The sequence below is a fragment of the Acetobacter nitrogenifigens DSM 23921 = NBRC 105050 genome (assembly GCF_000429165.1).
GTDB classification, from domain to species: domain Bacteria; phylum Pseudomonadota; class Alphaproteobacteria; order Acetobacterales; family Acetobacteraceae; genus Acetobacter; species Acetobacter nitrogenifigens.
This window is the reverse complement of sequence record NZ_AUBI01000004.1, coordinates 115,525-133,841: the sequence shown is the minus strand read 5'-3', so window position 1 is coordinate 133,841 and position 18,317 is coordinate 115,525. Positions and strand designations below refer to the sequence as shown.

The following is an 18,317-nucleotide window of genomic DNA, read 5'->3' as shown; positions in this document are numbered from 1 at the left end:
CGTGATGCGAAACATGACGTGTGCCCCCCGGGGCGATCAGGCGAGCATGTTGATCAGAAACCGTGTCCCATCGACGCACAGAGGATGGTGAGCAGGCCCAGCGCTGCGACGCCGAGTACGAGAGTGCGGATCGAGTCGAATGTTTTCTGCTGTGGACGAAGGGCCCTGCGGGCCGTCTGGTAGGGGCCGAAGACGATCCGCAAAAACAGGGCGGCCATGAGCAGGCCGAGAAGCTGCATTGCATTGGTCGTCCACGGGACGACGGCGAACCCGCCTTCGTGCAGGATCATCAGCCAGCCGGTGACCAGAACGATCGGCATGACATGCCATACGACGCGCAGGAATTTCTTGAGCGTCAGCAGATGAACGGCGTTACGTTGCGCGCCGTCCAACAGCGTCAGGCTGGGCCGCAGGATCAGGGCCGCGTAAGTCGCGCCGCCCACCCACACGGTCATTCCCGCGATATGGAGGGTCAGGATGAGGCTCCAGAGAATATGGGGCATGCGAACTCCGTTTCTCGCTCTGGCAAAGGAATCAAGCGGCTTGATCGCGAATTCGGCGCGCGAACGCAAGCGTCTCGACCGGGTTCGCCGCTTCGGGAGCGTCGCAGAAACGCCCGACGCAGCGGGCGGACGCTTTGAGGAGATTTTTTCGTGACGCTTTCGATTCCATCCCTTGCTCTTCCGTCGCCCCGCGAAATGGGAGAAATTGATCGTATCGCCTCCGATACGACGCCAATCGCGGCGCTGATGGAGAATGCAGGACGCGCGGTGGCGCGGGCGGTCCGCGGATGGACCCGGCCGTGTCGTGTGCTCGTCCTTTGCGGACCGGGCAATAATGGCGGCGATGGCTATGTGGCCGCGCGCCGCCTCGCGGAATGCGGCTGGCCGGTCGCCGTCGCCGCGACCGCCGAGCCGTCCCCGGGCGGCGATGCGGCTCGCGCCAGCGCTCTCTACCGCGGTCCGCGTGTTCCCTTTTCCGTCGCCGAAGCTGCGCGCGCCGATCTCGTGCTGGACGCTGTTTTCGGGGCGGGGTTGAGCCGCCATCTTGCTGAACCGGCCGTGGCCGTCCTGTCCGCCGCGCGGCGACTGGTCGCGGTCGACATGCCAAGCGGCGTTGACGGCGCGACGGGCTCGCCGCTGGGTTACGCTCCGAAGGCGGAACTTACGGTGACGTTCTTTCGTGCAAAGCCGGGACATCTGCTGCATCCGGGGCGGGAGTTCGTCGGGGCGTTGCAGGTTCACGACATCGGCGTCAGCGCGTCGATCCTCGATCAGGTGGGCGTCAGAACGTGGCGCAATGAGCCGGGCCTGTGGCGGCTGCCTGTGCTGACGCCCGCCAGTCACAAATATACGAGGGGCGTGGTCAGCCTTTGCGCGGGCGAGTCGATGCCGGGCGCGGCGCGCCTCGCCGCTGCTGGCGCGCGCGCGGCGGGGGCCGGCGTCGTTCGCATCGCGGCGGGCGTGATGGCGGACGCGCTCCGTCTGGGGCCGCCGGGCTTGATTGTCGATTCCGCCCCTCTTCCCGAATTGTTGAAGGATACGCGGCGGCGCGTGTGGATTTGCGGTCCGGGACTCACGCCCGAAGAGGCGGGGCTAATTCTGCCTCAACTTCTCGCCGCCTCGCGCTGTGTGCTTGCGGATGCGGGGGCGCTGACGTGGGCGACTTCAATGCCCGAGCGCCTGCGCGGCGCCGCCGTGATCACGCCGCACGAAGGAGAGTTCACGCGCTTGTTCGGGCCTCCGGGCGCCGATCCGCTGGGCGCGGTGCGGCAGGCGGCGCGACGGATCAACGCCGTTGTGGTGTTGAAGGGGGCGACCACCATCGTGGCGTCGCCGGACGGCCGTGCGGCGCTCAACATTCACGCCACGCCGGCGCTTGGCACGGCCGGGTCCGGCGACACGTTGACCGGCGTGATCGGCGCGTTGCTTGCGGCGGGGATGGCGCCATGGGACGCGGCCTGCGCTGGAGTCTGGCTGCATGGGGAAGCGGGATTGCGCGCCGGGCCGTGGCCGCTGGCGGAGGATCTGGATCGGCATCTGGGCGCGGCGCGAGAGCAGGCTGCCGGACTTCAGGGATAATCACGAGCAGGAAAAACGGCGGAGATCGGGGCGGCGCCTTGCCGAGCGTGGAGGTCTGGGGTAAGTCGGCGCCCTCGGCGACGTGGGTGCGCTGAAACGCCGTGCGGGCGTGGTGGAATTGGTAGACACGCCAGATTTAGGTTCTGGTGGCGCAAGTCGTGGGGGTTCAAGTCCCTCCGCCCGTACCAGGCTCTGCCCCCAAGGGGGCGGTGGCGCTCCCTTCATTGCCCAACCGTTGCTACGCGGTCTCCGACATTCCGGGGACCGCTTTCGTCTGTTTGACCGAGTTCGTACGAGAGGATGGCCTGGCATATGCAGGTTACTGAGACGCTTTCCGAGGGCCTGAAGCGTGCCTTCACCGTGGTCGTTCCGTCGACCGAGCTTGAGAGCAAGCAGGCGGCCCGCCTGAAAGAGGTCGGCTCGACTCTTCGCCTTCCTGGTTTCCGCCCCGGCAAGGTGCCGCTCGCGATCGTGCGTCAGCGTTACGGCGCCGCCGTGAAGGGCGAAGTGCTTGAGCAGGCTGTCTCCGACGGCGTGCGCGACCTGCTCGAAGAGCGTGGCCTGCGTCCGGCCCTGCAGCCGAAAGTCGATCTGGTCGGCGGTGCCGACGCCTCCGCGACCGCCGACCTCGAATTCAAGGTCGAGATGGAGGTCCTGCCGGAGATCGCCGAGCCCGATCTGTCCGACCTGTCCCTGACGCGCCTGAAAGCGACTCCGGACGCAGCGACGGTCGACAAGGCCCTGAATGACATCGCCAAGCGCCAGCGCCAGTTCGAGACGATCGAGGAAGAGCGTCCGGCGACGACGGGCGACGTCCTGACGGTCGATTTCGTGGGCAAGCGCGACGGCGTGGCTTTCGACGGCGGCACGGCTCAGGACGTGAATGTCGAGCTGGGCGCCGAAGGCTTCATCCCCGGCTTCGCCGAGCAGATGGAAGGCATGAAGGTTGGCGAAGATCGCCAGATCACCGTGACCTTCCCGGAAGATTACAGCGCGACGGAGCTCGCCGGTAAGGAAGCGACCTTCGATATCACGGCGAAGGCCCTGAAGCGTCCCGTTGACGCCGCGGTTGATGACGAACTGGCGAAGAAGATCGGCTTCGAAGGCCTCGATCAGGTTCGTGAGCTGATCACGAAGCAGGTCGCCGAGGAATACGACCAGCTTTCGCGTCTGCGCATCAAGCGCGACCTGCTGGACGAACTTGCGAAGAAGACCGATTTCCCGGCTCCCGAGAGCATGGTCGAAGCCGAGTTCGCCCAGATCTGGGCGCGCGTCGAGGCCGACCGCACTGCGGGCGAACTGGACGATGAGGACAAGGACAAGGACGAGGACACGCTGAAGGCGGACTATCGCAAGATCGCGGAGCGCCGCGTGAAGCTGGGTCTGCTGCTCGCGGAAATAGGCCGCAGCAAGAACATCGTCGTGACTCAGGACGAACTGGCCCGCGCGATTCGCGCCGAAGCGCTGCGCTATCGCGGTCAGGAGCAGGCCGTGTTCGACTTCTTCACGAAGAACCCGCAGGCGGCGGAGTCGCTGCGTGGGCCGATCTTCGAGAACAAGGTCGTCGACTACCTGATCGAGCTGGCGAAGGTCGAGGACAAGGAAGTCACGCCGGAAGAGCTGTCGGACATGCCTCCCGCCGACATCTGAGACTTGATCGACTGAAGCGGCGACGCGCCTTTCGCGACCAGATGTCCGAAGCGCGTAGTCGTCCCGCTCGGCAAGAGCGCGAATGGCGAGTCGCCTGCCGCCGTGAACCGCTCTGACTGCCGTCAGGGCGGTAAATTTGTCCCGTGGACTGGCGTAGCCGCCTTTTCTCTCTATTTTAGGAAGACCGGCGTATGTGTCGGGACGGTTTTGGGCGTCGATTCCCGGTTTCGCGACTGGTGGATTTGTCGCTGCCGACCGTCCGGATCGGGCCACCTGGATCGGGAATGATGTGATGAGGGATTCAAACCCTGTCGAAGTTTACAACAACGCGCTCGTCCCGATGGTGGTCGAGCAGACGTCGCGCGGCGAGCGGGCGTTCGACATCTTCTCTCGCCTGCTTCAGGAACGCATCATTTTCCTGACGGGGCCTGTCTACGATCAGGTGGGTTCGCTGATCTCGGCGCAGCTTCTCTATCTTGAGAGCGTGAACCCGACGAAGGAAATTTCCTTCTATATCAACAGCCCCGGCGGCGTCGTGTCGGCTGGTCTCGCGATCTACGACACCATGCAATACATCCGCAGCCCGGTCAGCACGGTGTGCATCGGGCAGGCCGCCTCGATGGGTTCGCTGCTGCTCGCCGGCGGCGCGCCGGGTCGCCGGTTCGCCCTGCCGAACGCACGCGTCATGGTGCATCAGCCGTCTGGCGGCGCGCAGGGGCAGGCAAGCGACATCGAAATTCAGGCGCGCGAAATCCTGACGATTCGTCAGCGTCTGAACGAAATCTACCGCGAACACACCGGCCAGACGCTTGAGGATATCGAGCAGAAGCTGGAGCGCGATTCTTACATGTCGGCGGACGAGGCGAAGAGCTTCGGCATCGTCGATGAAGTGATCAAAAGCCACGCGCCGCAGGCGGCTGCTGAAAAGTCCTGACGACGCAGTTTCGTCGCCGGGGTTGCGTTCGACGTCCCCGCTTGATGGGGGACGTAGGCGCGGCTAGGCTTTTCGTCTTGCCCGGAAGTGTGGCGGGTGCTCCGTAGGGGGCGAGGTTAGGAGGACCGATGAACGCGAAGTCCGGCGATTCCAAGAATACGCTTTACTGCTCATTCTGTGGGAAGTCGCAGCATGAGGTCCGCAAGCTGATTGCCGGGCCGACGGTCTTCATTTGCGACGAGTGCGTCGAACTCTGCATGGATATCATCCGTGAGGAGCACAAGACGACTTTCGTGAAGTCTCGTGACGGCGTGCCGACGCCCAAGGAGATCTGCAAGGTCCTCGACGACTACGTGATCGGACAGTTCGACGCCAAGAAGGTGCTGTCGGTCGCCGTTCACAACCATTACAAGCGTCTCGCGTACTCCCAGAAGAGCAACGACATCGAGATCGCGAAGTCGAACATCATGCTGCTCGGCCCGACCGGGTCCGGCAAGACGCTGCTCGCGCAGACGCTGGCCCGAATCATCGACGTGCCGTTCACCATGGCTGACGCGACGACGCTGACCGAAGCCGGTTACGTGGGCGAGGATGTCGAAAACATTATCCTGAAGCTGCTTCAGGCCGCCGACTATAACGTTGAGCGGGCGCAGCGCGGCATCGTCTACATCGACGAAATCGACAAGATTTCGCGCAAGTCCGACAACCCGTCGATCACCCGCGACGTCAGCGGCGAAGGCGTGCAGCAGGCCCTGCTGAAGCTGATGGAAGGCACGGTCGCCTCCGTCCCGCCGCAGGGCGGACGCAAGCATCCGCAGCAGGAGTTCCTGCAGGTGGATACGACCAACATGCTGTTCATCTGCGGCGGCGCGTTCGCGGGCCTCGAGAAGATCATCTCCGCGCGCGGCAAGGGGTCGGGCATTGGCTTCGGCGCAGACGTTCAATCGCCTGAAGACCGCCGCACCGGCGCCGTGCTGCGTGAGGTGGAGCCCGAGGATCTGCAGAAGTTCGGTCTGATTCCGGAATTTATCGGACGTCTGCCAGTCGTGGCGACGCTTGAAGATCTGGATGAAGCGGCGCTGGTGCAGATTCTGGCGGAACCGAAGAACGCGTTGGTCAAGCAGTACGCACGCCTGTTCCAGATGGAAGGCGTCAAGCTGACCTTCACGGACGACGCGTTGAAGGCCATCGCGCACCGCGCCATCCAGCGCAAAACCGGCGCTCGCGGCCTGCGTTCGATCATGGAGAACATCCTGTTGTCCACGATGTTCGATCTGCCGGGGCTGGAGAACATCGAGGAAGTGGTCGTCAACCGCGACGTCGCCGAGGGCAAGGCCCAGCCGGTCTATGTTTACGGCAAAGGCGCCGACAAGCAGCCAGCGGAGCAATCCGCCTGAGCGCGGCTTGCGTTAAGTCAGGATACGGCGGAGCGAGGCAATCCGTCGGCTCCGCCCCGCTGACAAAGGCCTTTCGGGCCTGATGCGCGACCGATCCTTGTTACAAGCCCGTCGGGCGCCGATATATGTCTACAGCCGGGTGAGGGGGGCGGATGGTTTTCCGTTTCTTCCGGCAAGCATTCGCCGCAAGGCAGATTGAGGAACGCGCGCCGAAGACGGGCGCGATCCGCAGGATCGTCCAGTAAGGAGATCGACTCCATTATGACTGAAAAACCTAAAACTCCCGCACCCCGTCGCCGCCGCGTGAAGGACGAGGCGTCCGCGCCCAAATCCGCTGCGAAGTCGGCTGCCACGCCCGCGCCCGCCATGGAGCGCGTCGCGGTTCTGCCGCTGCGCGACATCGTCGTGTTCCCGCACATGATCGTGCCGCTCTTCGTCGGGCGGGAAAAATCGGTGCGCGCACTGGAGTCGGTGACCAAGGACGACAAGCAGATCCTGCTGGTCGCCCAGAAGGACGCGGCGCAGGACGATCCGGGAACGGATGACGTCTACCGCTTCGGCACGATGTCGACGATCCTGCAGTTGCTCAAGTTGCCCGACGGTACGGTCAAGGTGCTGGTTGAAGGCAGCCGCCGTGCTCGCGTCGTGGCGTTGCACGATGTCGATGGCCACTTCGAAGCTGATATTGAGCCGGTGATCGAGGAGCCGGCAGTGGGTGGGGAGGCCGAGGCTCTTGGTCGTACGGTGGTCTCCCAGTTCGAGCAGTATGTGAAGCTCAACAAGAAGATTGCGGCCGAAGTCATCGTCTCGCTGAACCAGATCTCGGATCTGTCGAAGCTGGCGGATACGGTGGCGAGCCACCTCAATCTCAAGATCGCCGAGAAGCAGGAAATTCTCGAGCTGCCGTCCACGACGAAGCAGCTCGAGCGGATTTTCGCCCATATGGAGGCGGAAATCGGCGTGATGCAGGTGGAGAAGCGCATCCGTAACCGCGTCAAGCGGCAGATGGAGAAGACGCAGCGCGAGTACTACCTGAACGAGCAGCTCAAGGCGATCCAGAAGGAGCTCGGCGAGGGCGAGGACGGCAAGGACGAAACCGCCGAGATCGAAGAAAAGATCGCCAAGACGCGCCTGAGCAAGGAAGCCCGGGAAAAGGCCATAGGCGAGCTGAAAAAGCTGCGGACGATGAGCCCGATGTCGGCCGAGTCGACCGTGGTCCGCAACTACCTCGACTGGCTGTTGGGTGTGCCGTGGAAGAAACGCTCCAAGGTCAAGAACGACCTGGCCGAAGCCGAGCGGGTTCTCGACGAGGACCACTATGCGCTGGAGAAGGTCAAGGAGCGTATCCTTGAATATCTGGCGGTGCAGAGCCGTTCGCAGAAGCTGAAGGGGCCGATCCTCTGCCTCGTCGGACCTCCGGGCGTAGGCAAGACGACTCTGGCGCGCTCCATCGCGAAGGCGACTGGCCGTCAATACGTCCGCATGTCGCTGGGCGGCGTGCGTGACGAGTCGGAAATCCGCGGCCACAGGCGCACCTATATCGGCTCAATGCCCGGAAAGATCGTGCAGGGCATGAAGAAGGCGAAGGTCTCGAACCCGCTCTTCCTGCTGGACGAGGTGGAGAAGATGGGCTCCGACTGGCGCGGCGATCCGTCGTCCGCGCTGCTGGAGGTGCTGGACCCAGAACAGAACGCGACTTTCGCGGACCACTATCTGGAGGTCGATTACGATCTGTCGGACGTGATGTTCGTGATGACGGCGAACAGCCTCAACATGCCGCAGCCGCTGCTCGACCGCATGGAGATCATTCGGTTGTCGGGTTACACCGAGGACGAGAAGGTCGCGATCGCCCGGCGTCATCTGATCGCCAAACAGGGTGAGGCTCACAACCTCAAGCCCGAGGAATGGTCGATCTCCGACGACGCGCTGCTGGAGTTGATCCGCTCCTACACGCGCGAAGCCGGCGTTCGTAATCTTGAGCGGGAGATCGCCAACGTCGCCCGTAAGGTCGTCAAGGAGATCGTGACAGGCAAGGCGAAGAAGATAGCAGTGACCGTCAAGAATCTGGGCAAGTATGCGGGCGTGAAGCGTTTCTCGCATGGCGAGACCGAGACCGAGGACATGGTCGGCGTCGTGACTGGCCTGGCCTGGACCGAGGTGGGGGGAGAGATCCTGACCATCGAGAGCGTGGTCGTGCCCGGCAAGGGCGCGATCAAGCAGACAGGCAAGCTTGGCGACGTGATGCAGGAAAGCGTCGCGGCGGCGCTGTCCTACGTGCGCAGCCGTTCTACGAATTTCGGCGTGAAGCCGACTTTGTTCGAGCGGCGCGATATTCACGTCCATGTGCCCGAAGGCGCTACCCCGAAGGACGGTCCGTCGGCGGGCATCGCCATGGCCACGTCGCTGGTCAGCATCCTGACCGGCATCCCGGTGCGTCGGGACGTGGCGATGACGGGCGAGATCACGCTGCGCGGGCGCGTTCTGCCGATCGGAGGCCTCAAGGAGAAGCTGCTTGCGGCGGTGCGCGCGGGCATAAAGACGGTCTTTATTCCGAAGGACAATGAAAAGGATCTCGCGGAGATCCCTGATACTGTGCGGAAGAGTCTCGAAATCATCCCTGTTTCGCACGTCGATGAAGTTATCGGCCGCGCGCTTGTGCGCGCTCCGCAGCCCATCGAATGGGAGGAACCGGCGGAACCTCTTGCGGCTCTTCCGACGCCAGCAGCGGGAACGCCGCTTCCTCACTGAGGAAGGCCGACAACGGGGTCGCACTGATGAAAACGGCGGGGGACGCAACCCCCGCCGTTGTTTTTTTTGGCGTGTTTCGGCGCTTCGTTAGTGTTGACGTAAGAAAAAACGGCTTCATAGTGCCCGCCGGAACGCTCGCTCGCCGCCTGGTGCGGCAGGCGAGCCGGAACAAAGAAAGGCGTATTAATGGACAAGCCGCTCAACAAGCAGGAACTCGTGGCCCTCGTTGCTGACGATGTCGACCTGCCCAAGGCGAAAGCTGGCGAAGTGGTCGACGCAGTCTTCACCGCTATCGAGAACGCCCTGAAGAAGAATCAGGAAGTCCGTCTCGTCGGGTTCGGTTCGTTTGTCACGGCGCACCGCAAGGCCACCAAGGGCCGCAACCCCCGCACCGGCGAAGAGATCGACATTCCGGAGTCCACCTCCGTTCGCTTCAAGCCGGGCAAGACCCTGAAGGACGCCGTCAGCTAAGGCTGACTGACGTCTGAAGCGTTGTGCGCGCTCCGCAAAGGCGCGCACGCGGCCCGGTTGACCGGGCCGCAAACGCCGAGGTCCTGAAGGCCGAGGCGTACTGCGATTGATCGATTGCAGTATTTTGTTTATGCACTGGCCTCCCTGAGGGCGATTAGCTCAGCGGTAGAGCGTCTCGTTTACACCGAGAGGGTCGGCGGTTCGATCCCGTCATCGCCCACCATGGCGCCGTGATGATTCATAACCGGTCTCACCGGATGAGGAATCGAACACGGCGCGTAATCCCTAACAATCTGATTTTGCATGTCTGGCGCGCGTCGGCGCGATACAGCGCTTGATGCATGTCATTTTGTGTCTTTTCCGCAGCAGCGAACAGTAGAACCGGGTGGCGGAGAACGGCGTTGTCGTACGTCGTCGCAGCGCCTTCACGGGAAAGTGCCTCACGCTTGGCTTGGGCAGGTCTGGCCACACCGGGACTGCGGGCATAGGTTGGGCCTCACGGACCGGCGTGTCGCGCAAGCGGCGCGTGGTCGGCTGAGTTGCTGGTAGCGGAGGGCGGTTTTGCATTCGGTGATAAACGATTACCTGCCCGTTCTCATTTTCGGCGTTCTGGCGGTCGTCATCTCGGGCGGCATGCTGGGCGGGTCGCTGCTTGCGGGGCACCAGAAGCCGTACGCCGAGAAACTGTCGGCCTACGAGTGCGGTTTCGCCGCCTTCGACAACGTCCGCCGCCGCTTCGACGTGCGATTTTATCTGGTCTCAATCCTCTTCATCATTTTCGACCTTGAGGTCGCGTTCCTGTTCCCGTGGGCGATCAGTTTGTCTCGTATCGGGGCGTTCGGGTTCTTCTCGATGCTCGCGTTCCTCGGCGTTCTCGGGATTGGTTTTCTTTACGAATGGCGCAAGGGCGCGCTCGACTGGGATTGACGGGCTGCTGTCGATTATTTTGACGTCGAGACAAGGCGGAGGCGCGAGATGAGCATGAACGACGGTAAGGCGGTCGGCGGATCGGAGACGATCGTCTGGAATCGCGATATGGTTCCCCCCGGTCCGGAGCAGGACGCCATCGTGCGTGGCGTCACCGGGGAGATCAGCGAGAAGGGGTTCGTCGTCGCGAATCTCGACAAGCTGGTCAACTGGGGCCGCACCGGCAGTCTCTGGCCGATGTCGTTCGGTCTCGCCTGTTGTGCGGTCGAGATGATTCACGCCTATATGCCGCGTTACGATCTCGATCGTATGGGGGTGATTCCCCGCGGTTCGCCGCGTCAATCCGACGTGATGATCGTCGCAGGCACGCTGACGAACAAGATGGCCCCGGCGCTGCGCCGGGTGTACGACCAGATGGCTGAACCGCGCTGGGTGATCTCGATGGGTTCCTGCGCCAATGGCGGCGGATACTACCATTACTCCTATTCCGTCGTGCGTGGCTGTGACCGTGTCGTGCCGGTGGATGTCTATGTCCCGGGCTGCCCGCCGACCGCCGAGGCGCTGATTTACGGCATCATGCTTCTCCAGAAAAAAATCCGTCGCACGGGGACCATTCTGCGTGGCTGAGGAAACTGCACGTCTCGCCGGAGCCGCGTCCGCCGACAGGCTCGGAGCGCTGGCTTTCACCCTGTCCTCGTCCTTTCCGGGCGTTTCGTCCGCCGCTGTCGAACGTGGCGAACTGGTCGTGCGCGCCGACAGGGATGTCCTGATCCCGCTGATGACGCTGCTGCGCGACGATCCGCAGTTCCGGTTCGAGCAGATGATGGATCTGTGCGGCGTCGATTTTCCGGCGCGCAAGAACCGGTTCGACGTCGTGTATAATCTGCTGTCGGTCAGCCTGAACCAGCGCGCGCGCGTGATCGTAACAACCGACGAACTGACGCCCGTTCCCTCCGTGCACGGCCTGTGGCCCTGTGCGACGTGGTGGGAGCGCGAGTGCTACGACCTGTTCGGCGTGCTGTTTTCTGGCCAGCCGGATCTGCGCCGCATCCTCACCGATATCGGGTTCGAGGGGCATCCGCTGCGCAAGGATTTCCCGCTGACGGGCTACACCGAGGTTCGGTACGATCCCGAGCGGCGGCAGGTGGTGCGGGAGCCGGTGTCGTTGACGCAGGATTTCCGCGACTTCGATTTCGTATCGCCGTGGGAGGGCGTCCTGACGCTCCCCGGCGACGAAAAGGCGCATGAGCTGCGCCAGATCATGAAAAAGCTGAGCTGACGGGGCCGTCATGACGAATGCGATCGAGCAGGCAGCGTTGGACCACGCCCTTGGCGAAGCGGCCGTGCCGGAGTCTCTCCTTCCCGAACAGGCAGTCGAGCAGGCTGAACGGCGCACGGTCGAGATCGACAGCCACGCGCTGAATTTCGGACCGCAGCACCCGTCTGCGCACGGCGTTTTGCGTCTGGTGCTGGAGATGGAGGGCGAGGTCGTCGCCCGCGCTGTGCCGCATATTGGCCTGCTGCACCGCGGCACGGAAAAGCTGATCGAATACAAGACGTATCAGAAGGCGCTGCCGTATTTCGATCGCCTCGACTACGTCTCCCCGATGTGCGAGGAGCATGCGTTCGCGCTGGCCACCGAGAAGCTGTTGGGGATCGAGGCGCCAGATCGCGCCAAGTGGATTCGTGTGATCTTCGCGGAAATTACGCGCATCCTGAACCACATTCTCAACCTGACCGCGATGGGGCTGGACTGCGGCGCGGTGACGCCTGCCCTGTGGGGGTATGAGGAGCGCGAGAAGCTTCTGGAGTTTCACGAAGCTGCCTCCGGCGCCCGGTTCCACGCCAATTACTTCCGCCCCGGCGGCGTCGCTCGAGACCTCCCGGCCGGTCTGGAGGAGCGTATCGCCAACTGGGCCAGGGAATTCCCGGCGTGGATTGATGATCTTGAAAGCCTGCTGACGGAAAACCGCATCTGGAAGCAGCGTACCGTCGGCATCGGCGTGTTTACGACGGAGCAGGCGCTGGCCTGGGGCTTCAGCGGCCCGTGTCTACGCGGGTCCGGCGTGCCGTGGGATCTGCGCCGTTCGCAGCCCTACGACAATTACGACAAGGTCTCGTTCGAGATTCCTGTGGCGCGTCACGGCGACTGCTACGATCGGTATCTGGTCCGCGTGGCCGAGATGCGTGAGAGCGTGAAGATCATCGAGCAGGGGCTGGCGCAGATCAAACCCGGCCCCATCAAGGTGCAGGATCCGAAATTCTCCCCGCCGAAGCGCGCCGAGATGAAGCAGTCGATGGAAGCGCTGATCCATCACTTCAAGCTCTTCACGGAAGGGTACCATGTTCCCCCCGGCGCTACTTACACGGCGGTCGAAACGCCGAAGGGCGAGTTCGGCGTGTATCTGGTGGCGGACGGCAGCAACCGCCCATACCGCTGCAAGATCCGTCCGACCGGGTTCTCCCATCTGCAGGCGATAGATGAATTGTCACGGCGTTCCATGCTGGCCGATACGGTGGCCATCATCGGTTCGCTCGATCTCGTGTTCGGTGAGGTGGATCGATGAGCGCTCAGACGCCGGAACAGCCGGCCCATTTCGCGTTCGACGAGGCCAGCGAAGCGGAAATCGCGACGATTCTGGCGAAGTATCCGCCGGAGCGTAAGGCCAGCGGTGTGATTCCGCTGCTCTACGTCGCCCAGCGGCAGATGGGTCGTCTGACAGGCAGCGCCTGGGTTCCGGTCGCGGCCATGGACGTGATCGCCGCCCGTCTGGAGGTCGCGCCGATCCGCGTCTACGAAGTCGCGACCTTTTATCTGATGTTTAACACGAAGCCGATCGGCCGTTACCACCTGCAGGCGTGCACGACGACGTCCTGCTGGCTGCGCGGATCGGATGATGTGGTCGCCGCCTGCAAGAAGGCCACCGGCATCCAGCATTTCGGCGAAACCAGCGAAGACGGGATGTTCACGCTGACGGAAGTCGAATGCCTTGGCGCCTGCGCGAACGCGCCGATTCTTCAGGTCGACGACGATTATTATGAGGATCTCGACGGCCCCCGTACGGAGCAGTTGATCGAGGCGCTCCGTAAGGGCGAGCGCCCGGCCTATGGGCCTACGATCGATCGCTTTAACTCCGCGCCTGAAGGCGGCCGCAAGGTGCTGCTCGACGTCGGCGACTCGGGTCAGGGATAGGGAGAAGACACGATGCTCAGCGACAAGGATCGGATCTTCACCAACCTCTACGGCCAGAACGACTGGCGGTTGGCTGGCGCGCGCGCACGCGGAGACTGGAGCGACACGGCGGAGCTGATCGCCCGTGGCCGCGACGCCATCGTCAACGAGATGAAGGCGTCGAACCTGCGCGGCCGGGGCGGCGCGGGGTTCCCGACGGGCCTCAAATGGTCGTTCATGCCGAAGGGCGACGGGCCTGTGCCGCGTTACCTCGTCATCAACGGTGACGAGTCCGAGCCCGGCACCTGCAAGGATCGCGAAATTCTGCGGCATGAACCGCATAAGTTGATCGAGAGCGCCCTGCTCGCGTCGTTCGCGATGGGAGCGCACGCGGCGTATATCTATATCCGTGGCGAATTCTTCAACGAAGCCAGGCATCTCCAGATCGCGATCGACGAGGCGTATGATGCGGGGCTGCTCGGCCCGAACGCCGCCGGGTCCGGCTGGGATTTCGACTTCTACATCCATCGAGGCGCGGGCGCTTATATCTGCGGCGAAGAGACGGCGCTGCTGGAGAGCCTTGAAGGCAAGAAGGGCCAGCCGCGCATGAAGCCGCCGTTCCCGGCGGGAGCAGGTCTGTACGGCTGCCCGACCACAGTGAACAATGTCGAGAGCATCTCGGTCGCGTCCACCATCCTGCGGCGCGGGGCTGCATGGTTCGCAGGACTGGGACGCCCGAACAATTGCGGCACCAAACTGATGGCGATTTCCGGCCACGTGAACACGCCCTGTGTGTTCGAAGAGGAACTGGGCGTTCCGCTGCGCGAGATCATCGAGAAGCATGGCGGCGGCGTTCGCGGCGGGTGGGACAACCTGCTGGCCGTCATTCCGGGCGGATGTTCGGTGCCGCTGCTGCCGAAATCGGTCTGCGAGACAGTGCTGATGGATTTCGACAGCCTGCGCGCCGAACGCTCTGGCCTCGGTACCGCGTGCATGATCGTGATGGACAAGTCCACGGACATCATCAAGGCGATCGCGCGCTTCTCGCAGTTCTTCAAGCATGAAAGTTGCGGCCAGTGCACGCCGTGCCGCGAAGGCACCGGCTGGATGATGCGCGTGATGAACCGCATGGTCGAAGGCCGCGCGGAGATCGAAGAAATCGACATGCTGGAGCAGGTTACGCGTCAGGTCGAGGGACACACGATCTGCGCGCTGGGCGATGCGGCCGCGTGGCCGATTCAGGGGTTGATCCGGCATTTCCGGCCGCTGATGGAAGAGCGGATTCACAACTACAAGCGGCTGCATGGCGGCGCGGGACGGATTGATGCGCCGTCGCCCGCGACCCTCGCGACCCTCGCGGCGGAGTAAGGCGAATGGTGAGGGTTATCGTCGACGGAACGCCGGTCGATGTGCCTGCGGGCTCATCCGCGCTGCAGGCCTGCGAGGCCGCGGGGAAGGAAATTCCGCGCTTCTGCTATCACGAACGACTGTCGGTCGCGGGCAACTGCCGCATGTGTCTTGTCGAGGTCGTGCGCGCGCCCAAGCCGGTGGCGTCGTGCGGTTTTCCCGTTGCGGAAGGCATGGAAATCAAGACGGACACCGAAGTCGTCCGCAAGGCGCGGCGCTCCGTCATGGAGTTCCTGCTGATCAACCATCCTCTGGACTGCCCGATCTGCGATCAGGGCGGCGAGTGTGATCTGCAGGATCAGGCTTACGGTTACGGCAGCGGCGTGTCGCGGTATGACGAGCCGAAGAGGGCCGTGACGGACAAGAATCTCGGGCCGCTGGTCAAGACCGTCATGACGCGCTGCATCCAGTGCACGCGCTGCGTCCGGTTCTGCGCCGAAGTGGCCGGAACCCCGGAGCTTGGCGCCGTGTCGCGTGGCGAGAACATGGAGATCACGACCTATGTCGAGAAGGCTCTGACGTCGGAGCTTTCTGGCAACCTGATCGACATCTGCCCGGTCGGCGCCCTGACCTCCAAGCCCGGCGCGTTCCAGCAACGCCCGTGGGAGTTGAAGAAGACCGACGCCATCGACGTGATGGACGCGCTCGGGACCAACATCCAGATTCAGGCGCGTGGCGGCGAGGTGAAGCGCATCGTTCCGCGCGTCAACGACGAGGTGAACGAGGAATGGCTGTCCGATAAAGGCCGCTTCGCCATAGATGGTCTGCTGCGTCGCCGTCTGGATCGCCCCTGGTTGAAGGTCCACGGCAAGCTTCAGGCCGTATCGTGGCAGGACGCGTTCGTCGCCATCGCCCGTCGCCTCGAGGGCGTTCCCGGTTCGCGCATCGGCGCCATTGTCGGCGATCTGTGCGACGCCGAGAGCATGATGGCGTTGCGCGACCTCATGATCTCTATGGGGTCGCCCAATCTCGATTGCCGTCAGGACGGCGCGCATTACGACGTGTCCGACCGCGCGAACTACACATTCTCATCTGGTATCGCCGGAATCGATGAGGCCGACGCGTTGCTGGTGATCGGGGCGAACCCTCGTCACGATGCGCCGGTCCTGAACGCGCGCATCCGTAAAAGATATCTCGAAGCGGGCCGTGGCGGTCTTCCGATTGGCGTGATCGGCGACATGGGCTCCGACCCGACATGGGCATACGAATCCCTGGGTGCGGGCGCTTCGGCGCTGGCCGATCTGATGGCGGACGGAAACCCGTTCCTCGAAAAGCTGAAGGCGGCGAAGCGCCCGATGATCATCGTCGGGCAGGGCGCGCTGACGCGTGACGACAGCCCGGTGGTGCTCGAGGCCTGCGCGCTACTGGCGGAAACTGTGGGCGCGGTGACGGATGAGTGGTCCGGCCTGAACGTCCTGCACACGGCTGCTTCACGTGTGGCGGCTCTGGATCTCGACTTCCTTCCGGCCGAGGGCGGACGCAGCGTGCGCGGCATGCTCAGCGGCGGTGTCGACGTGCTGTGGCTGCTCGGCGCGGATGAATTTCCGGTGCACGGGATCGGGCCGGACACCTTCGTGATCTATCAGGGGCATCATGGCGACGCGGGCGCAGCCCGCGCGGATGTGATCCTTCCGGGGGCTGCGTACACCGAAAAGCAGGGAACCTGGGTGAACACGGAAGGCCGCGTGCAGCGCGGGTTTCAGGCCGTGTTCCCGCCGGGCGAGGCGCGCGAGGACTGGCGCATCCTGCGCGCGGTGTCCGACGTGCTGGGGCATACGCTGCCCTACGACACGATCGAGGCGCTGCGCGAGCGGCTTCAGGTCGGGGCGCGGCATGTGACCGCGCGCCGTTCGGCGGCGGAAGCGCTATCCGATAGCGTGCTTTCGAAGCCGTTCGCGTCTTCCGGCGCCAGCTATTACCTGACGAACCCGATTTGCCGGGCGAGCGCGACGATGCAGGAATGCGCCAGCGTTCATGCTCCGCACGCGGCTGTGGCGGCGGAGTAGCGACGTGGAACAGTTCTTTTTCCATACGACGACCGGCCACGTCATCCTGCTGGTGCTCGAGGCTCTGGCGATTCTGGTGCCGCTTCTGATCGCCGTCGCCTATCTGACGCTCATGGAGCGCAAGGTCATGGCCGCGATGCAGATGCGGCGCGGACCGAACGTGAACGGTCTTTTCGGCGTGTTGCAGGCCTTCGCCGACGCCATCAAGATGATGACCAAGGAGACGATCATCCCAAGCGGGGCGAACCGTTTCCTGTTCCTTCTGGCCCCGTTCCTGACGTTCTCCCTCGCTATGCTGGCATGGGCGGTAATCCCGACGGGAGATGGTCTGGCGGTCGCCAACATCAATGTCGGCATCCTGTATCTGCTCGCGATTTCGTCGCTGGGCGTTTACGGCATCCTGATCGCGGGCTGGGCGTCGAACTCGAAATACGCATTCCTCGGTGGACTTCGCTCTGCGGCGCAGATGGTTTCGTATGAGGTGTCGATCGGTCTGGTGATCGTGTCGGTGCTTCTGGCCGTGGGTAGTCTGAACCTGAACGACATCATCCTGGCGCAACGACACGTATGGTTCTGCGTGCCGATGTTCCCGATGTTCATCATCTTTTTCATCTCGGCCCTCGCCGAGACTAACCGCGCGCCGTTCGATCTTCCGGAAGGCGAGTCCGAACTGGTGGCCGGGTTCTTCGTCGAATACTCGTCGCTGTCCTTCGGCCTGTTCTTTCTCGGCGAATACGCGAACATGATCCTGATGTCGGGGATGGTGAGCATTCTCTTCCTCGGTGGCTGGCTGCCGCCGCTGGGGATCGCGCCGCTGACCTGGATTCCGGGTCCGATCTGGCTGATCGCCAAGATCCTGTTCTGCCTCTTCGTGTTCATCTGGGTGCGCGCGACGTTCCCCCGCTATCGTTACGATCAACTCATGCGGCTGGGCTGGAAGGTGTTCCTGCCGTTCTCGCTGCTGTGGATGATCGCCACCGCCGGGTTCCTGCTCGCAACGGGCAATCTGCCTCAGGGAGTAAGCTGATGGCCGGCCTCGACCGCAGCCTCAAGGCGTTTCTGCTGACCGAGATCGTCGCCGGCATGACCGCGACGTTCAAGACGATGTTCAAGCCGAAGGCCACGATCAACTACCCCTATGAAAAGGGGCCGCTGTCGCCGCGCTTCCGGGGCGAGCATGCGTTGCGTCGCTATCCGAACGGCGAGGAACGCTGCATCGCGTGCAAGCTGTGCGAAGCTGCGTGTCCGGCGGAGGCGATTACGATCGAGTCTGAAGCGCGCGACGACGGTTCGCGCCGGACGACGCGCTACGACATCGACATGACGAAGTGCATCTATTGTGGTCTGTGCGAGGAAGCCTGCCCGGTGGACGCGATCGTCGAGGGCCCGAACTACGAGTTCGCGACCGAGACCCGTGAAGAACTGATGTACGACAAGAACAAGCTGCTCGCCAACGGCGACAGATGGGAGAGCGTTCTGGCGCGGAGGCTCGAACTCGATGCGCCGTATCGCTGAACCCCGGCT

16 protein-coding genes and 2 tRNA genes are annotated in these 18,317 nt (G+C 63.4%); 17 read left to right on the top strand and 1 reads right to left on the bottom strand.

Annotated features, from left to right (window positions below):
- Window positions 1-53: 53 nt before the first annotated feature.
- Window positions 54-503 carry a membrane protein gene (locus G442_RS0107400; protein ID WP_026397481.1) on the bottom strand — a complete coding sequence of 150 codons (450 nt, stop codon included), beginning with the start codon at window positions 501-503 and terminating at the stop codon, window positions 54-56.
- Window positions 504-698: 195 nt separating this feature from the next.
- Between G442_RS0107400 and G442_RS0107390 the strand changes: the two genes are divergently transcribed.
- The 17 genes from G442_RS0107390 to nuoI all read left to right on the top strand — a co-directional run bounded on the left by G442_RS0107390 (window position 699) and on the right by nuoI (window position 18,308).
- On the top strand, window positions 699-2,081 hold the full coding sequence (locus G442_RS0107390; RefSeq protein WP_051292108.1) for a bifunctional ADP-dependent NAD(P)H-hydrate dehydratase/NAD(P)H-hydrate epimerase: 1,383 nt from the start codon (window positions 699-701) through the stop codon (window positions 2,079-2,081).
- A 103-nt stretch (window positions 2,082-2,184) separates the two neighbouring features.
- A tRNA-Leu gene (locus G442_RS0107385) sits at window positions 2,185-2,269 on the top strand.
- 124 nt (window positions 2,270-2,393) lie between these two features.
- Window positions 2,394-3,731, top strand: coding sequence for a trigger factor (tig, locus tag G442_RS0107380; RefSeq protein ID WP_026397479.1), 1,338 nt, complete (start codon window positions 2,394-2,396; stop codon window positions 3,729-3,731).
- A 292-nt stretch (window positions 3,732-4,023) separates the two neighbouring features.
- Window positions 4,024-4,665 carry an ATP-dependent Clp protease proteolytic subunit gene (locus G442_RS0107375; RefSeq protein WP_026397478.1) on the top strand — a complete coding sequence of 214 codons (642 nt, stop codon included), beginning with the start codon at window positions 4,024-4,026 and terminating at the stop codon, window positions 4,663-4,665.
- Between the two features lie 128 nt (window positions 4,666-4,793).
- The gene (gene clpX / locus G442_RS0107370) at window positions 4,794-6,062 is read left to right on the top strand and encodes an ATP-dependent Clp protease ATP-binding subunit ClpX (protein WP_026397477.1); all 1,269 of its coding nucleotides are present in this window, start codon (window positions 4,794-4,796) and stop codon (window positions 6,060-6,062) included.
- Window positions 6,063-6,323: 261 nt separating this feature from the next.
- Window positions 6,324-8,810 carry an endopeptidase La gene (lon, locus tag G442_RS0107360; RefSeq protein WP_026397476.1) on the top strand — a complete coding sequence of 829 codons (2,487 nt, stop codon included), beginning with the start codon at window positions 6,324-6,326 and terminating at the stop codon, window positions 8,808-8,810.
- Window positions 8,811-8,996: 186 nt separating this feature from the next.
- The gene (locus G442_RS0107355; protein ID WP_026397475.1) at window positions 8,997-9,281 is read left to right on the top strand and encodes an HU family DNA-binding protein; all 285 of its coding nucleotides are present in this window, start codon (window positions 8,997-8,999) and stop codon (window positions 9,279-9,281) included.
- A gap of 148 nt (window positions 9,282-9,429) precedes the next feature.
- Window positions 9,430-9,504 (top strand) — tRNA-Val (locus G442_RS0107350).
- A gap of 338 nt (window positions 9,505-9,842) precedes the next feature.
- Window positions 9,843-10,208: an NADH-quinone oxidoreductase subunit A gene (ndhC, locus tag G442_RS0107345; protein WP_026397474.1), complete on the top strand. Its 366-nt coding sequence runs from the start codon at window positions 9,843-9,845 to the stop codon at window positions 10,206-10,208.
- A 54-nt stretch (window positions 10,209-10,262) separates the two neighbouring features.
- A complete protein-coding gene (locus tag G442_RS0107340; protein ID WP_026397473.1) occupies window positions 10,263-10,835 on the top strand; it encodes a NuoB/complex I 20 kDa subunit family protein in 573 nt (190 codons plus the stop codon).
- The gene (locus G442_RS0107335; RefSeq protein WP_026397472.1) at window positions 10,828-11,487 is read left to right on the top strand and encodes an NADH-quinone oxidoreductase subunit C; all 660 of its coding nucleotides are present in this window, start codon (window positions 10,828-10,830) and stop codon (window positions 11,485-11,487) included. Before G442_RS0107340 ends, G442_RS0107335 begins: the two co-directional genes overlap by 8 nt.
- 10 nt (window positions 11,488-11,497) lie before the next feature.
- The gene (locus G442_RS0107330; protein WP_051292074.1) at window positions 11,498-12,775 is read left to right on the top strand and encodes an NADH-quinone oxidoreductase subunit D; all 1,278 of its coding nucleotides are present in this window, start codon (window positions 11,498-11,500) and stop codon (window positions 12,773-12,775) included.
- Window positions 12,772-13,401, top strand: coding sequence for a complex I 24 kDa subunit family protein (locus tag G442_RS0107325; RefSeq protein ID WP_026397470.1), 630 nt, complete (start codon window positions 12,772-12,774; stop codon window positions 13,399-13,401). Before G442_RS0107330 ends, G442_RS0107325 begins: the two co-directional genes overlap by 4 nt.
- 12 nt (window positions 13,402-13,413) lie before the next feature.
- Window positions 13,414-14,748: an NADH-quinone oxidoreductase subunit NuoF gene (nuoF, locus tag G442_RS0107320; RefSeq protein WP_026397469.1), complete on the top strand. Its 1,335-nt coding sequence runs from the start codon at window positions 13,414-13,416 to the stop codon at window positions 14,746-14,748.
- Window positions 14,749-14,753: 5 nt separating this feature from the next.
- Window positions 14,754-16,793, top strand: a complete 2,040-nt coding sequence (nuoG, locus tag G442_RS0107315) for an NADH-quinone oxidoreductase subunit NuoG (RefSeq protein WP_026397468.1) — start codon at window positions 14,754-14,756, stop codon at window positions 16,791-16,793.
- Between the two features lie 4 nt (window positions 16,794-16,797).
- The gene (gene nuoH, locus G442_RS0107310) at window positions 16,798-17,820 is read left to right on the top strand and encodes an NADH-quinone oxidoreductase subunit NuoH (protein WP_026397467.1); all 1,023 of its coding nucleotides are present in this window, start codon (window positions 16,798-16,800) and stop codon (window positions 17,818-17,820) included.
- Window positions 17,820-18,308 (top strand): NADH-quinone oxidoreductase subunit NuoI, encoded by a 489-nt coding sequence (nuoI, locus tag G442_RS0107305; protein WP_026397466.1) that lies wholly within the window; start codon window positions 17,820-17,822, stop codon window positions 18,306-18,308. Before nuoH ends, nuoI begins: the two co-directional genes overlap by 1 nt.
- Window positions 18,309-18,317 lie beyond the last annotated feature (9 nt).

What these genes read in the sequence shown, in the direction of transcription:
- G442_RS0107400 (WP_026397481.1), bottom strand. Translation starts at nt 503, where the DNA reads ATGCCCCATATTCTCTGGAGCCTCATCCTGACCCTCCATATCGCGGGA.
- G442_RS0107390 (WP_051292108.1), top strand. Translation starts at nt 699, where the DNA reads ATGGGAGAAATTGATCGTATCGCCTCCGATACGACGCCAATCGCGGCG.
- tig (WP_026397479.1), top strand. Translation starts at nt 2,394, where the DNA reads ATGCAGGTTACTGAGACGCTTTCCGAGGGCCTGAAGCGTGCCTTCACC.
- G442_RS0107375 (WP_026397478.1), top strand. Translation starts at nt 4,024, where the DNA reads ATGAGGGATTCAAACCCTGTCGAAGTTTACAACAACGCGCTCGTCCCG.
- clpX (WP_026397477.1), top strand. Translation starts at nt 4,794, where the DNA reads ATGAACGCGAAGTCCGGCGATTCCAAGAATACGCTTTACTGCTCATTC.
- lon (WP_026397476.1), top strand. Translation starts at nt 6,324, where the DNA reads ATGACTGAAAAACCTAAAACTCCCGCACCCCGTCGCCGCCGCGTGAAG.
- G442_RS0107355 (WP_026397475.1), top strand. Translation starts at nt 8,997, where the DNA reads ATGGACAAGCCGCTCAACAAGCAGGAACTCGTGGCCCTCGTTGCTGAC.
- G442_RS0107340 (WP_026397473.1), top strand. Translation starts at nt 10,263, where the DNA reads ATGAACGACGGTAAGGCGGTCGGCGGATCGGAGACGATCGTCTGGAAT.
- G442_RS0107330 (WP_051292074.1), top strand. Translation starts at nt 11,498, where the DNA reads ATGACGAATGCGATCGAGCAGGCAGCGTTGGACCACGCCCTTGGCGAA.
- G442_RS0107325 (WP_026397470.1), top strand. Translation starts at nt 12,772, where the DNA reads ATGAGCGCTCAGACGCCGGAACAGCCGGCCCATTTCGCGTTCGACGAG.
- nuoF (WP_026397469.1), top strand. Translation starts at nt 13,414, where the DNA reads ATGCTCAGCGACAAGGATCGGATCTTCACCAACCTCTACGGCCAGAAC.
- nuoG (WP_026397468.1), top strand. Translation starts at nt 14,754, where the DNA reads ATGGTGAGGGTTATCGTCGACGGAACGCCGGTCGATGTGCCTGCGGGC.
- nuoI (WP_026397466.1), top strand. Translation starts at nt 17,820, where the DNA reads ATGGCCGGCCTCGACCGCAGCCTCAAGGCGTTTCTGCTGACCGAGATC.